Origin of the sequence: Flagellimonas marinaquae (assembly GCF_023716465.1) — a bacterium.
Lineage (GTDB): Bacteria > Bacteroidota > Bacteroidia > Flavobacteriales > Flavobacteriaceae > Flagellimonas > Flagellimonas alginolytica.
In genome coordinates this window covers 1,372,305-1,386,277 of record NZ_CP092415.1, presented here as the reverse complement: position 1 = coordinate 1,386,277, position 13,973 = coordinate 1,372,305, and the positions used below count along the sequence as shown (strand labels likewise).

The window sequence follows — 13,973 nt, the reverse complement described above, 5'->3', positions numbered from 1 at the left end:
CTATTTGGAAACAACAATGTCCTTATCCGAAAAAGTAAGGATGGTTTTTCCATTTGTTGTGGTCCTTTCTGGATTGCCCTCGGTTGCCATATAATCTGCCTCGGGCAATACGAGCCTTATTTTCCAATCGCCACGAGTCTGTTGAATCTTGATTTTGCTGCCAGAGTACCAAATCGAAACAGTATTGTCCCCTACTTTTACATTTTCCAAAGATGCTTCGCCCCATTCCGTTGGCATCTGTGGTTCAATAACAATGGTTTTTTTATGCGCCATAGGTTGAATTCCAAAAAATTGATTTACAATGGGAACAGCAAAGGCATAAATATTCCAAGCTTGGGTCATCATTCCGTAATCCGGGGAAACTTCGTAGATACTTCCCGGTAGCGCATAGCTAAAAGTGCGGGACATTCTCTGTAAATAGTCCAAAGCTCGATCTGGACGACCATAATTGTTCTCGGCAATGGCCTGTACCCCTGTTGGGAGTGTCATTACCGCACCGGTATAGGAAAATACCTTGCTGCCTTCAAAGGAACCATCGTCCTCGCCTGCGCTTTCATCACGATCGATTCCTGTTACAAAAACCCCAAATGGATTAGTAAATTTTGTGGCATTGTCCAAGGCCAAAATCGCTTTGGTGGAATCTGCAATTCCCATTTCCATGGGAGTGTTCACCACCCAGTTATGATAAAGCACAAAAGGCCTGGGTGTATCGGAAGGGTTGCTCAAAATTTGTTGTTTGGTGGCCTCCAGCTCTTCAATGGCCCAAGGTTTGTTCAAAGTGTCCGCCCTTACCAAGGCATCTTCTATTAAATGAAGGGCTTGGTCATCGGTTCCAATAAAATCCGCATAAGAATTAAACGTCTCCGACCAAAACTGTTCGTTGATCTTTGTCTTTAGCTCATCTGCCAAATTTTGATATTTTTTGGCCAATTCCGAATTGCCCAATTCTTCGGCTATCAGGGCAGCATCGGCAAAAGCTCGTTGGGTGTAAGAGGCAACATCGATCATTTCACTGTCAAGTCCATGGATTTCCATCATTCCAAAGCCATCGGGAAAAAGGTTGTTGTTGTCGTCGTTTTCTTCCAATAGCCAATTCAACCCCTTTTTTATGGTCGGAAAATACCTGGTCAAAAATTCTTTGTCGCCGTTCCATTTGTATATTTCCCATATCAACGATGTGAACTGGGGAGTTTCATTAATATTACCTTTATTAAAAACTACTCCGTTGGTGGACATTTCATGAAGAATCCTACCGTTGGTGTTAACGGCCATGGAAACACTGTCCAAAAGTTCTATGGTCTGTTCAACTACTTTATCCTGTCCAATGGCCATGTAGCCTTTTAGGGCATATTCGCTATCGACCCCAAAATACCAGGGGTAATCCGGTATACCGGCCCCAATTCCTGTTCCTATCTCTGGAATTGTGCGCACCAACCAATCACAATTGTACTTTAACCACTTAAAGGTTTCTTGTAAGTGTTTGTCAGGAATAGTCAGCTTGGACTGATTTGTAAGCGCTTCGTAGCGGGATTTCTTTTCTTGAAACAAGTCTTTGCGTTGGCTCAGTATGGTTTTGTATTGATCTAGTGCAATTTCTTCGGAAGTATAAGAGCCAGCTACGGCAAAGTTGATAACCTGCTCGGATTTAGAAGGTACTTGAACGGTATAGGTTAAAAAATGGGAAGTACAGTTGGGTTGTTTTGCACTTTTGATTTCCTGTGTTGCAATTGGGGCTTGGTCCGACCCAAAAACATTGTGCCATGGATTTAAACTGTCTTTTACCAACCAGTGATTTTCTTTTAAAACCCCATAGTCTTTGGTGTCCAACATTTTGGATTGTTCCCCTAGCCATGTGGGTCTTAAATTGGTATGCCCAGTGAATTTTAATTGTCCTTCTATATTTTTGGAACTATTGTTTCTTATGATGAACTGTATCGAAATGCCTTGAATGTTATCGGGCACAAACTGAACTCGCTCAATTACAAGGGTATCGTCTTCAAGTTCAAAAATGTGTTTGTTGGCAAAGGGGTAGTTCACAAATTCCGAAGCCTTGTTGAGTAAATATGTGTTTGCGTTCACAGTTAGTTCTGCATCAAAGCCATCCATAAGTTTAATGGGGTGGTTCCATATTCCACCCATTTCGCCCTTTATGTGCCAACCCAAAGGCGGGAAGGTACCATCTTGATGTCCGACCATGTAAACTCTGTTCCCGGCCGTTACAAAAGGAGAGGACAAATATTCGCTGTTCCCCGAAATACTAGGGGTCTCTTTCAATATGTCGGAAAGTAACGGTTCAGATTTTGGGGTACAGGCCAAAATCAATAAGGAGCAAAGCAAGGGGATTCTAATTTTCATAATAATTGTGCTTGTCTTTCAAAAATAAAGCTTTGAACGGAAATGTATAAAAGCAAAAAAGCGACCCCAAAAAAATGGAGTCGCTTTGTATTATGCTCGTATTGTTTTACCGTCTTTATCCTTAAAACGATATTCGAGATACGTGTAAGCATCCCTAGGTTGGATCTTTATCCATTTTTTATAGGTTTTGAACCATTTGGAACGGATAGATGGGAACCCTTTGGTAAGGTAAGCTGCAATAAACGGATGGATATTAAGAACAATTCCATTGTTTTTTTGCTTTTGTTTTAGGATTCTTTCCAAGTCCGCTTGGATCTTATCGATCAACACAATGGGAGCTTCTACTTCGGCTCCCGCCAGGTTCGGGTTTTCCTCGCTGGTTTTTATATTCATTTCCGGACGCACTCTTTGTCGTGTAATTTGAACAAGTCCAAATTTACTCGGGGGCAAAATTTTGTGTTTGGCCCTATCGTCCTTCATTTCTTCCCTAAGGTGATCGTACAGTTTTCTGCGGTGATCGCCTTTGGTCATATCAATAAAATCCACAACGATGATTCCACCCATGTCCCGCAATCGTAATTGTCTTGCAATTTCGGTAGCGGCCAATAGGTTTACCTCTAATGCTGTATCCTCTTGGTTTTTTGCCTTGTTGGAGCGGTTACCACTGTTTACGTCTATAACGTGCAGCGCTTCGGTATGCTCAATTACAAGATAAGCTCCTCGGCTCATGGATGCAGTTCGGCCAAACGAGGTTTTTATTTGGCGTTCAATACCAAATTTTTCAAAAATGGGTGCCGAACCGGTGTATTGCTTTACAATGGATTCTTTTTCTGGTGCGATTTCGTGCACATAATCCTTGATTTGGTTGTAAAGCGTTTCATCATCAACATGGATTCCGGTAAAGGAATCGTTGAATACATCCCTAAGGATGGAGGAGGCCCTGTTCAATTCCACCAATACTTTGGATGGATGGGGCGCTCTTTGCAATTTCTTGCACATTGCTACCCATTTGGATAACAAGTTCTGGAGATCTTTGTCCAGTTCTGCAACCTTTTTGCCTTCTGCTACGGTACGGATAATTACACCAAATCCTTTGGGTTTTATACTTTTTACAAGTCTAATAAGTCGGTCCTTTTCTTCTTTGCTCGCTATCTTTTGGGATACCGAAACTCTATCTGAAAAAGGCACCATTACCAAGTATCGCCCAGCGATAGAAAGCTCGGAGCTTATTCTTGGTCCCTTGGTGGAGATGGGTTCTTTTACAATTTGTACGAGTAGCGACTGATTGGCTTTTAATACATCGTTGATGCTGCCATTCTTGTCAATATCTTTTTCAAATGGAAAATCTTTTAGGGTGTAGTCCTTTAACTTCCCTGTTTTAGCTTTTTTGATAAATTTCAACATGGAAGACAGTTGTGGTCCGAGGTCATGGTAGTGCAGGAACGCATCTTTTTCATAACCTACGTTAACGAAAGCCGCATTAAGGCCCGTTACGGGTTTTCTAATCTTGGCTAGGAAAATATCCCCTACGGAAAAGTTGTTGTTGTCTTCTTCTTTGTGTAATTCTACTAATTTTCCATCCTTTAATAAGGCAAAATCGACTGCTTCCGGCGTAGATCTTACTATTAATTCTCTATTCACCTGAATCGATTTTAATTTATCCCACATGAATTTTGGGACAAATGATTAAACAATATATGGAATCGGTTATTTTTCGAACCGATTGAAATTCGTTTTTGGAATCTCTATGTCAAAGAACGTAATTGGGTAAAACGAAAAAGTAGTTGAAACAACTACTTTTTCTTGTGTCGGTTAGCTCTTCTGCGCTTCTTGCGCTTGTGCGTGGCTACCTTATGTCTTTTTCTTTTTTTTCCACTCGGCATATGGCTCTTGCTTTTGAGTTGTTAATTATATTATTTTACTTGTACATTGGTCTTTACGCCCTCCACAAATACTTTGGCCGGCTTAAAAGCAGGAATATTGTGTGCAGGAATTTTTATGGTAGTGTTCTTGGAAATGTTCCTACCTGTTTTTTCCGCTCTGGTCTTGATGATAAAGCTACCAAAACCTCTTAAATAAACATTGTCTCCATTCTCTAAAGATGATTTAACCTCCTCCATAAAGGATTCAACTGTCGCTTGCACGTCTCCTTTTTCAATACCTAGTTTTTCTGAGATCCTAGTTACAATATCTGCTTTCGTCATTTCGTCTTATTAATTTTCTAATTTTTTTCGGCTTGCAAATATAAACATTATAATTAATCTTTCCCTTTAACCCTTTAATTTTAAGTATATAAACTGATACATTTGACCTTTATTACTTTCTTTGATGAGTTTTGCCCAAAAAATCCTGAATTGGTACCATGAAAATCAGAGAGATCTGCCATGGAGAAGAACACGTGACCCATATAAGGTTTGGTTATCGGAAATTATACTCCAACAGACTCGCGTTGTGCAAGGTATGCCCTATTATTTGCGATTTGTTGATGCTTTCCCAACGGTTCAAGATCTTGCCAAAGCACCAGAAGAACAAGTGTTGAAACTATGGCAGGGGCTAGGATACTATTCCCGAGCGCGAAACCTGCATGCCACAGCAAAAATAGTAGCGAACAATTTTGATGGCCAATTTCCCAATACATATAAAGAGTTAAAAACGTTAAAAGGGGTTGGCGATTACACCGCAAGTGCCATTGCATCTTTTTGTTTTGATGCTCCGGAACCGGTTGTGGACGGAAATGTATATCGTGTATTGTCCCGATATTTTGGAGTAGATATACCTATTAATAGTACCAAGGGCATCAGATATTTTAAGGAATTGGCCCGAGAGGTAATGGATTCAGGGAACATTAGGGATTACAATCAAGGTATAATGGAATTTGGAGCCGTACAATGCGCCCCCAAAAAAACCTACTGTTTATTGTGCCCCTTGCAGGAAAGTTGTGTAGCTGTCAAAGATGGAAAAGTGAGTGAGCTACCTCTAAAACTGAACAAGACCAAGGTAAAGAACCGCTATTTTAATTATGTAATTCCCATCGATCCGGAAAATAATACCATCTTGGAGCAAAGAACAGCAAAGGGTATTTGGCAAAATCTGTATCAGTTTCCTCTTGTAGAGTCCGATAAGAACCTTAAGGCGGAGGAACTAAAACTTTTAATCCAAGGGAATGGCCAATTGCCGGAATATGAGTCCTTATCCTTATATAATAATGAAACCATTGTGCACAAATTGTCCCATCAACATTTGCACACAAAATTTTGGATCCTAAAAACTTCCTATATCTTAGAGGAGGGAACGCCCTGGAAAAAGATAGGCGATTTTCCTGTACCAGTTTTGATAGCAGATTTTATCAAGACATTTAAAATTTAGTACTTTTGATTAATTAAAGAAATATGAGCGGAACATTAAACAAAGTAATGCTGATCGGGCATTTGGGGGACGAAGTCAAAGTACACTACTTTGAAGGAGGCAATTGTATCGGCAGATTTCCCTTGGCCACCAACGAGACCTATACCAACAGGCAAACGGGCGAAAGAGTTACCAATACGGATTGGCACAACATTGTGGTACGGAACAAGGCTGCTGAAATTTGTGAAAAATACCTGAGCAAAGGCGATAAAGTATATGTGGAGGGCCGTTTAAAAAACAGACAATGGCAGGGTGAGGACGGAAATACCCGATACACTACCGAAGTACACGTACAGGATTTTACCTTTTTAACGACCAAAAAGGAAAGCCTGTCCGCCGGACAAGGAGGAACGGTGAATGCACAGACATCCCCGTCGTCTTCGAACTACCAAGAACCATCCAAGCAGGAAAGACCTTCGGCGCCTATTCAAAATTCAGAAGAAGAGGATGACGACCTACCATTCTAAGAACTAAAGATTAAAAAAGCAATATTAAATTGGATCCCGAGCCCCATAGTTTGGCAATTTATCTTACCACTTTTAGTGGACTCTTCACCTTAAAAATTGTTGTGCTGGTACTGCTATTGGCATGCTCCGCATTAATTTCGGCCGCAGAAGTGGCACTTTTTGGTCTCTCGCAGACCAATTTGAACGAAATGCAGGAAAACGATTCCCAACGAGGCAAACTTGTTGTACAATTGTTGGACAAGCCCAAAAAGTTGCTGGCCACCATACTGATCACCAACAATGCCATCAATATTGGAATTGTTCTACTATTTAGTTCCATTGGCGATACCATTTTTGAAGGAATCGAAGGAACCTTGCGCTTTTTATTGGAAGTGGTAGTGGCCACTTTCTTAATATTAATGTTCGGTGAGATCTTGCCCAAAATCTACGCGAACCGCAATCGTGTTCAGTTTTCCCATTTTATGGCCATTCCACTAAAAGGACTCAATTATATATTTACCCCTTTAAGTTCCCCAATGCGGTCGATTACATTATACATGGAAGATAAGTTGGGAAAGAAAAAATCCAATTTAAGCATTAATCACCTATCGCAAGCGCTCGAACTGGCCTCCGAGGGGGATACCACCAAAGAAGAACAGAAAATATTGGAAGGCATCGTAACGTTTGGCAATACCGATACCAAGCAGGTAATGCGACCGCGGATAGATATTTTTGCCGTCAACGAGAAAATGAAATTCCCGGAGGTAATCGAGGAGATAAAGAAAAACGGCTATTCTAGAATTCCGGTATTTTCGGAAAATATGGATAATGTTTTGGGTGTACTTTACGTGAAAGACCTTTTGCCTTATATCGATAGAAAAACCTTTAATTGGATGTCCTTGATACGAGAGCCTTACTTTGTCCCGGAAAACAAAAAATTGGACGATTTGTTGCTAGAGTTTCAGGAAAAAAAGAACCATTTGGCCGTGGTCGTGGACGAATATGGCGGCACCTCTGGAATTGTTACCTTGGAAGATATAATAGAGGAGATCGTTGGGGATATTAGTGATGAGTTCGACGACGAAGATCTGGTATTCTCCAAATTGGACGACCATAATTATGTTTTCGATGGCAAAACGGCCTTAAAGGATTTCTATCGGGTCGTAAAAATTGAAGAAGAAGAGGAGTTCGAGAGCAAGAAAGGAGAATCCGAGACCATAGCGGGATTTGTGTTGGAAATATCGGGCAGTTTTCCCAAGATCGGAGAAAAAGTTATGTTCAAGGACTACCGCTTTATTGTGGAGAGCATGGACAAGAAAAGATTAAAACGAATAAAAGTTACATTGCCACATGAAACATAAAATTTTGATTTTAGTTATGGTAACCTCCCTATTTTTAAGCTGTAAGGATGATGTGTTGCCAAAGCCCAAGGCCATGTTGCATTTGGATTATCCAACCGCCCAATACACAATTACCGATGCCGACTGTGTATACACCTTTAATAAGAACACACTTTCCAATATAAAAGAAAACAAGGATTGTTCTTTGGTTCTGGACTATCCTATTATGAACGGGTCTATATATTTAACGTACAAGCCTGTGCGGGGTAACCTGGATACCTTATTGGTAGATGCACAAAAATTGTCGTACGAACATGTGGTCAAGGCCGACAATATTGTTGAGCAACCTTTTATCAATGCCGAGAAAAAGGTCTATGGGATGTTTTATGAAGTAAGTGGCAATGCCGCATCGCAATCCCAGTTTTATGTAACGGACAGTATTAACCACTTTGTAACCGGATCCCTGTATTTTTACGCAAAACCCAATTACGATTCCATTTTACCGGCCGCTATATATCTGCAGAACGATATCAGGAAAATTATGGAAAGTCTGGAATGGAAAAACTGATTATTGCACAGTATCCTTGGCAAGCAGTGCCTGCGCGCGCTCAATGCTGCCATTGATCTTGTCCTTCACCACTTTTACCTTTTCCTCTTCTTCGTCCAGCCACTGTTGCTTTTCTTCGGAAAGCTCTTTTCCTTCCAATATTTCTTCGTGGTCAAACCTGTCTCCAAAATCCTTCATCCAGTCCATCATGGCCCTATTGGCTTCTTGTAGATCCTTCATGGCTACTTCGTAATTCTGTCCCATTTCGGTGGAATCCACTTTTGGCTTTATTTCGCCAACAAGCTTTCCTATGGTGCTCATCTTAGGCATTACCTCGTCATGGATGGCCATTACCTTTTTCATTTGGGAGGACTCTTCCGTCGATTTTTTTTCCTCTTTACAGGAAAAACTCAAGAATAGGACAGAGCAAATTAAAATGGCTTGGAATTTTTTCATTGTGTACAAATTTTGCACAAAAATAACCATACCACAAACACTATCATACAATTCGCAATCATTAAATCCGGTAAGATGATTTTTGTCATAAAAAACAATAGGGACTACGAATATATTTGCTTTCAAATTCATGTTTTTGCGAAGAATTGTTTCCATATTCAATTTTAGAACAGTTTATACGGGCTTGTTCATCAGCTTAATACTGATGAGCAATCTTCGTTTTTCTTCCATGTATGTGTATTACAGTTTGGATAGGGAAGGTTTTGTAGAACAACTTTGCGAAAACAAGGATGTGCCCGAATTGAACTGTGATGGAAAATGTGTTTTGGCACAAATGCTCAACGCACAAACCGAAGACGACGAGCCCTTTCCACAAATTGGTTGGGAGGAGGTTTTGGTGTTTTATATGGAATTGCCTAAAGTTTTTCTTTTCCGTAGTGATGAAAACGGTCTAAACGTATTTTATCACAAGGATCACTACACATATAGTTTTACCGATACCCCATTAGAACCACCAAGGGTTTAAGGTTTTTTTCTGAAAATGGTCTGTAGCCTGGACCATGCATGTTAAATCTTAAACAATAATCAAAATGAATAAAAGTATACTGGCAAAACTATGTGTTTTGCTTATGGGTACCGGTGTGCTGTACGCGCAACAGTCTACCGAACAAGATACCTTGACCAAAGAGCCGGTGCAATTGGACGAAGTACTGGTAGAAGGAAAGAGAAAGACAGACCCTGTTTTTTCTACCTTTAAAAGTGAGCCGGCGCGAAAAATTGTGCAATCCAAAAATGTAGCCGATCTATTTAAGGACATTAATGGCTTTGGGTTGATCAAACGGGGGAATTATGCAATAGACCCATCGTTTCGTGCTTCCCAATACGAGCAATTGAATGTCCAGTTCAATGGCGGTACCAAAGTTATGCATGCCTGCCCCAACCGAATGGATCCCATAACCACCCATGTAATTCCCGAGGAGATTGAACGCGTAGAAGTTGTAAAAGGGCCGTATACCTTTAGGTATGGTCCAACTTTTGGTGGAATTGTAAACTTGGTGACCCAAGAGGTGGAAAAGCAAGCAAAAGGTTACCATGGTACCGTTAATTTTGGTGGCGAGAACAATGGAAACGCCCTTACAAGTTTCGCTAATTTAAAATATGTTGGAGAGCAGTTCGATGTAAACCTGAACTTTGGGTATCGTGATTTTGGAAATTACCAAGATGGGGATGGCAACGAAATACCATCATCATTCAGAAGTACGGATTATGGAGTGCAAGTAGGCTTTAATCCAACGGAAAACCAAAGATTGCAAGTTGGTTTTAGACAATCCTTCGGAAGGGATGTGCTGCATGCCGGTCTGCCCATGGATACCGAAATAGACGATAGCAACGTACTTTCGGTAGATTATAAATTGGACAATATTTCCGATGGATTAAAAACCTTGAACGCTAAGGTGTACCGTTCCAAGGTAGATCATGTAATGACCAACGAACTGAGACCTAGCTTTATGATGACAGAGGCAGTTTCGGAAGTGGATGCGATTACAATTGGTGGCAGGGTCGAATTGGAATGGCGCCCCGGTTCAGATATAAAGCTCTACACGGGATTGGATGCATTCTCCGTAGGAAGAACGGGTGAAAGAACCCGTTTGGTGAAAAGGAACATGATGACGGGAGATCCACTGCCCGCTCCCATGGAGTTTGTGGATGGTGTTTGGCAAGATTCCCAAATAGATGATTACGGATTGTTCGTAGAGGCAAAATATCCGTTATCCACCAAGCTTTTGCTCAACGTCGGGGCAAGGTACGATATGGTTCGTTCCAAATCCGATGACCCTTCCGATGATTTTATCGCAGAATATCCCGATTTGGATACTCGAACCGAGCACAATATAAGTACAACAGCCTCCTTCAAATATATGGTGTCTTCGGATGTCTTGTTAGAGTTGGCCTTTGGTAGAGGTGTGCGATCAGCGAACATGATCGAGAGGTATATCAACCACTTTACTGTGGGGCAGGACCCATTCGAATATGTGGGAAATCCCAATCTGGATGCCGAGGTAAATAATCAATTTGAGCTGGGGATCAAAACAAAAACAGACTTTGAGAATTACTTTTTTAACCGTTTGGACTATGGAGCATCGGTTTATTATTCCATTTACGACAACTATATTGTTCCGGTAATTGACCCAACTTTGGACAAAAAATATATGCCAATGGCAGAACCGACCGAAGTTAAACGGTTCGTGAATTTGGACGATGCATACAAAACAGGATTCGAAGTTTATGGAGAGTTGGCATTTTTGGAGGACTTTAGCTTTAAAACAGAGTTGTCCTATGTTTATGCAAAAAACAAGGATTTGAATGAATCCCTGCCGTTGACCCCACCTCTAGTGACACGTTTTAACCTTAATTTTGAAAAAGAGAAAATATGGGCCAAGGCCACTTATACCCTTACTTCGGAACAGTCGGACATTGCACTGTCTTTTGGAGAGCAGGTTACAGATGGTTATGGTGTTGTGGATTTGAGCTTTGGTGCAAGACCATTCAAACATTTTACAGTGGGAGTAGCTGCATCCAACATTTTTGATGCGACCTACAATAACCACTTGAACTTTTCTTTTGTGAATCAAGCTGATTTTGGTCGAGTGCCCATTAACGACCCAGGAAGAAATCTATCCGCATTTGTTCAATATAAATTTTAAGAGCAAAAGTGCTATCGATTAAAAAAGGCGTCCTGATGAGGGGCGCTTTTTTTATTGTATTCCTAGAAATAAGAACTCATAATTGCAAAGTTTTGATTACGTAATTTTCGAAAGTCTTTGTAATTACTCCATCTTTTCTAAAAGATAATCTTCTTTCTCAATTGATTACCGGCTATCCGTAAAAGACAAAAATTCTTATTCATGTTTATAAAATAGAAAAGGGCGAGGAAGTCCTCACCCTTTTCGTCCCAAATCTTACCATAAACTTAACCTACTTATGCTATGGCACGACTAAAATACTGGTATTGTGTAAAATAACAAAGGGTTTTAAAAAATATTTTGCTTTTGGAAGTAAAAATAAAATGTGCAGTTCATCGATAAAATTGTTAAAACCTTGGTAGTCAAACATAAAGAAGCCGGAGCATGCTCCGGCTTCTTTCCCCAAATCTTACCATGAACTTAACCTACTTATGCTATGGTCCTCCAAATGTAAGTCAAGAGTTGATTTTGAACCCAAGCTTTTAGATGAAACCCTCTTTAATTGGTTGAAATGTTCAACAGGGCTCGATTATTGATAAATGTCAAGAAAACAAAGGAGAGAGTGAAATATGGGCAAAGTTGTAGAAAATAAAAAAGGTGGATAAACTCCACCTTTTTTGCCCCAAATCTTACCATGAACTTAACCTACTTATGCTATGGCAAGTACTAAAGTAGGGTTGTGGGTTTCTGTTCGTATAAAAACCCGCTATACTGCTAGTTTCATCGATAAAGCGCACAGATTGCGCTCTTTTTCTATGTGGTTGATTAATAAGCTCTTTCGTTCTTTCCTTCAAAAAAATTGATAAACGCCTTGTTGACCACCTTATTACCGCCCGGGGTGGGATAATTTCCTGTAAAATACCAATCGCCCAAGTTTTTGGGACAGGCGCTATGCAAACCTTCAATGGTTTGATAAATAATCTCTACCTCTGCATTTATTCCTTCAGGACTTAGAATTTCCCCGATCTTCTTGGAAATTTGTTTTGCTGAGAATGGTGCATAAAATTCCTTCACGTAGTTTATCACATTTTTGTCTGAAGCTTCGGTCTGGGTAAGGCACTTCTCATAAATCTCTTTGATCAAGTGGGTAGTGCCATGTTCCTCGTGCAAAGCCAAAGCTGCCTTAAAGGCAACAAAATCTTCCAACTTTGCCATATCGATACCATAACAGTCCGGATAGCGGATCTGTGGTGCAGAGGACACAACCACTATTTTCTTGGGAGACAAACGGTCCAGTATTTTTAAAATACTACGTTTTAAGGTAGTACCGCGAACAATGCTATCATCTATAATTACCAGATTATCGGTAGGTTTTACAGAGCCATAGGAGATGTCGTAAACGTGGGCCACCAGATCATCCCTGCTGCTATCTTGGGTGATAAAGGTTCTTAACTTGGCATCTTTGATGGCCACTTTTTCTATTCGCGGACGAATGTTCAATATTTTATGAAGCTCCTCGCCTGTCATGTTCGGCCCCAAGGCCAGAATTTGTTCTTCTTTTTTCTTGTTGAGGTAATTTTGAGCCTCCTTTACCATTCCAAAGAACGAAGTTTCCGCAGTATTCGGAATGTAAGAGAAGACGGTATTCTCCAAATCGTTGTCGATGGACTTCAAAATTTCTGGAAAAACCAGTTTCCCCAATTTTTTTCTTTCCTGGTAGATTTCTTTATCACTCCCTCTGGAGAAATAGATGCGTTCAAAAGAGCAGGCTTTTCGCTCGGTAGGTTCCAAAATACGTTTTAACGCCATGGAGCCATTTTTCTTAATGATTACTGCATGGCCCGGATCTAGCTCTTTTACATCATCAAAATTTACATTGAACACGGTCTGGATCACGGGGCGTTCGGATGCTACGACCACAACTTCATCATCCTGATAATAGTATGCCGGTCGGATTCCTGCCGGGTCGCGCATTACAAAAGCATCGCCATGCCCGATCAATCCGCTCATGGCGTAACCGCCGTCCCAGTTTTTGGAAGCCTTTCGTAGTATTTTGGCAACGTTCAAGCGTTCGGCAATAAGTGGAGAGGCCTCTCTTTTGGAGTACCCTTCTTTTTTGACCTCCTTGTACAATTTTGCCACGGCGTCATCCAAAAAATGGCCGATTTTTTCCATTACGGTAACGGTATCGGCTTTTTCTTTGGGGTGCTGACCCAAGGCCACCAAGTTGCCAAAAAGCTCGTCAACATTGGTCATGTTAAAGTTGCCGGCCACAATAAGGTTTCTGTGCATCCAGTTGTTCTGTCTCAGAAACGGGTGTACGCTCTCGATACTGTTTTTTCCAAAGGTGCCATACCTAACGTGTCCCATCAAAAGTTCCCCAATGTACGGGATGTTCTTTTTTTGCCACGCTACATCATCTTCAAACTCTGGGTTTTCGGTCAGTGCCGTATTGATACGGTTGTTGATCTGGGCAAAAATATCCTGGATGGGCTGCTGCTGTGCCGATCTTACCCGGCTCATATATCTTTCCCCAGGCTCCATATCCATTTTAATGCTTGCAAAACCGGCGCCATCCTGTCCGCGGTTATGCTGCTTTTCCATCATTAAGTACATCTTGTTTACACCATAAAAAGCTGTACCGTACTTTTCTTTATAGTACTCCAAGGGTTTAAGCAAACGGATCAACGATATTCCGCATTCGTGCTTAATAGGATCACTCATAGCAAATCAAATAAAA

General features: G+C 40.9%; 11 protein-coding genes. 6 read left to right on the top strand and 5 right to left on the bottom strand.

What is annotated here, in order from left to right; all coding sequences use genetic code 11:
- The 3 genes from MJO53_RS06270 to MJO53_RS06260 all read right to left on the bottom strand — a co-directional run bounded on the left by MJO53_RS06270 (position 1) and on the right by MJO53_RS06260 (position 4,559).
- Positions 1-2,355 carry a glycogen debranching protein gene (locus MJO53_RS06270; RefSeq protein ID WP_252080878.1) on the bottom strand — a complete coding sequence of 785 codons (2,355 nt, stop codon included), beginning with the start codon at positions 2,353-2,355 and terminating at the stop codon, positions 1-3.
- A 90-nt stretch (positions 2,356-2,445) separates the two neighbouring features.
- A complete protein-coding gene (locus MJO53_RS06265) occupies positions 2,446-3,996 on the bottom strand; it encodes a ribonuclease E/G (RefSeq protein ID WP_252080877.1) in 1,551 nt (516 codons plus the stop codon).
- A 272-nt stretch (positions 3,997-4,268) separates the two neighbouring features.
- Positions 4,269-4,559: an HU family DNA-binding protein gene (locus tag MJO53_RS06260; protein WP_014032385.1), complete on the bottom strand. Its 291-nt coding sequence runs from the start codon at positions 4,557-4,559 to the stop codon at positions 4,269-4,271.
- A gap of 124 nt (positions 4,560-4,683) precedes the next feature.
- Here MJO53_RS06260 and mutY point away from each other — a divergent pair, with 124 nt between their 5' ends.
- From mutY to gldD, 4 genes are read left to right on the top strand one after another with little or no spacing between them, the layout of a single operon-like run.
- Positions 4,684-5,721, top strand: a complete 1,038-nt coding sequence (gene mutY / locus MJO53_RS06255; RefSeq protein ID WP_252080875.1) for an A/G-specific adenine glycosylase — start codon at positions 4,684-4,686, stop codon at positions 5,719-5,721.
- Between the two features lie 23 nt (positions 5,722-5,744).
- Positions 5,745-6,227 (top strand): single-stranded DNA-binding protein, encoded by a 483-nt coding sequence (locus MJO53_RS06250; protein WP_224836083.1) that lies wholly within the window; start codon positions 5,745-5,747, stop codon positions 6,225-6,227.
- Between the two features lie 29 nt (positions 6,228-6,256).
- Positions 6,257-7,567, top strand: coding sequence for a gliding motility-associated protein GldE (locus MJO53_RS06245; RefSeq protein WP_252080874.1), 1,311 nt, complete (start codon positions 6,257-6,259; stop codon positions 7,565-7,567).
- The gene (gldD, locus tag MJO53_RS06240) at positions 7,557-8,114 is read left to right on the top strand and encodes a gliding motility lipoprotein GldD (protein ID WP_224836085.1); all 558 of its coding nucleotides are present in this window, start codon (positions 7,557-7,559) and stop codon (positions 8,112-8,114) included. Before MJO53_RS06245 ends, gldD begins: the two co-directional genes overlap by 11 nt.
- Here the strand turns inward: gldD and MJO53_RS06235 are convergent, their stop codons facing one another.
- Complete coding sequence (locus tag MJO53_RS06235; protein ID WP_224836086.1) at positions 8,115-8,549, bottom strand: hypothetical protein; 435 nt, start codon at positions 8,547-8,549, stop codon at positions 8,115-8,117.
- Positions 8,550-8,685: 136 nt separating this feature from the next.
- Here MJO53_RS06235 and MJO53_RS06230 point away from each other — a divergent pair, with 136 nt between their 5' ends.
- Together MJO53_RS06230 and MJO53_RS06225 are read left to right on the top strand one after the other, a co-directional pair.
- Positions 8,686-9,075, top strand: coding sequence for a hypothetical protein (locus tag MJO53_RS06230; RefSeq protein ID WP_224836087.1), 390 nt, complete (start codon positions 8,686-8,688; stop codon positions 9,073-9,075).
- A 64-nt stretch (positions 9,076-9,139) separates the two neighbouring features.
- Positions 9,140-11,254 (top strand): TonB-dependent receptor domain-containing protein, encoded by a 2,115-nt coding sequence (locus tag MJO53_RS06225; protein WP_252080873.1) that lies wholly within the window; start codon positions 9,140-9,142, stop codon positions 11,252-11,254.
- 804 nt (positions 11,255-12,058) lie between these two features.
- On the opposite strand, the gene MJO53_RS06220 is transcribed toward MJO53_RS06225, so the two are convergent.
- Positions 12,059-13,957, bottom strand: a complete 1,899-nt coding sequence (locus MJO53_RS06220) for an amidophosphoribosyltransferase (RefSeq protein WP_224836089.1) — start codon at positions 13,955-13,957, stop codon at positions 12,059-12,061.
- Between the last annotated feature and the right edge of the window lie 16 nt (positions 13,958-13,973).

Bases quoted from the DNA above. Each gene is read 5' to 3' on its own strand.
- MJO53_RS06270 (WP_252080878.1), bottom strand. From the start codon at position 2,355: ATGAAAATTAGAATCCCCTTGCTTTGCTCCTTATTGATTTTGGCCTGT.
- MJO53_RS06260 (WP_014032385.1), bottom strand. From the start codon at position 4,559: ATGACGAAAGCAGATATTGTAACTAGGATCTCAGAAAAACTAGGTATT.
- mutY (WP_252080875.1), top strand. From the start codon at position 4,684: ATGAGTTTTGCCCAAAAAATCCTGAATTGGTACCATGAAAATCAGAGA.
- MJO53_RS06250 (WP_224836083.1), top strand. From the start codon at position 5,745: ATGAGCGGAACATTAAACAAAGTAATGCTGATCGGGCATTTGGGGGAC.
- gldD (WP_224836085.1), top strand. From the start codon at position 7,557: ATGAAACATAAAATTTTGATTTTAGTTATGGTAACCTCCCTATTTTTA.
- MJO53_RS06235 (WP_224836086.1), bottom strand. From the start codon at position 8,549: ATGAAAAAATTCCAAGCCATTTTAATTTGCTCTGTCCTATTCTTGAGT.
- MJO53_RS06225 (WP_252080873.1), top strand. From the start codon at position 9,140: ATGAATAAAAGTATACTGGCAAAACTATGTGTTTTGCTTATGGGTACC.
- MJO53_RS06220 (WP_224836089.1), bottom strand. From the start codon at position 13,957: ATGAGTGATCCTATTAAGCACGAATGCGGAATATCGTTGATCCGTTTG.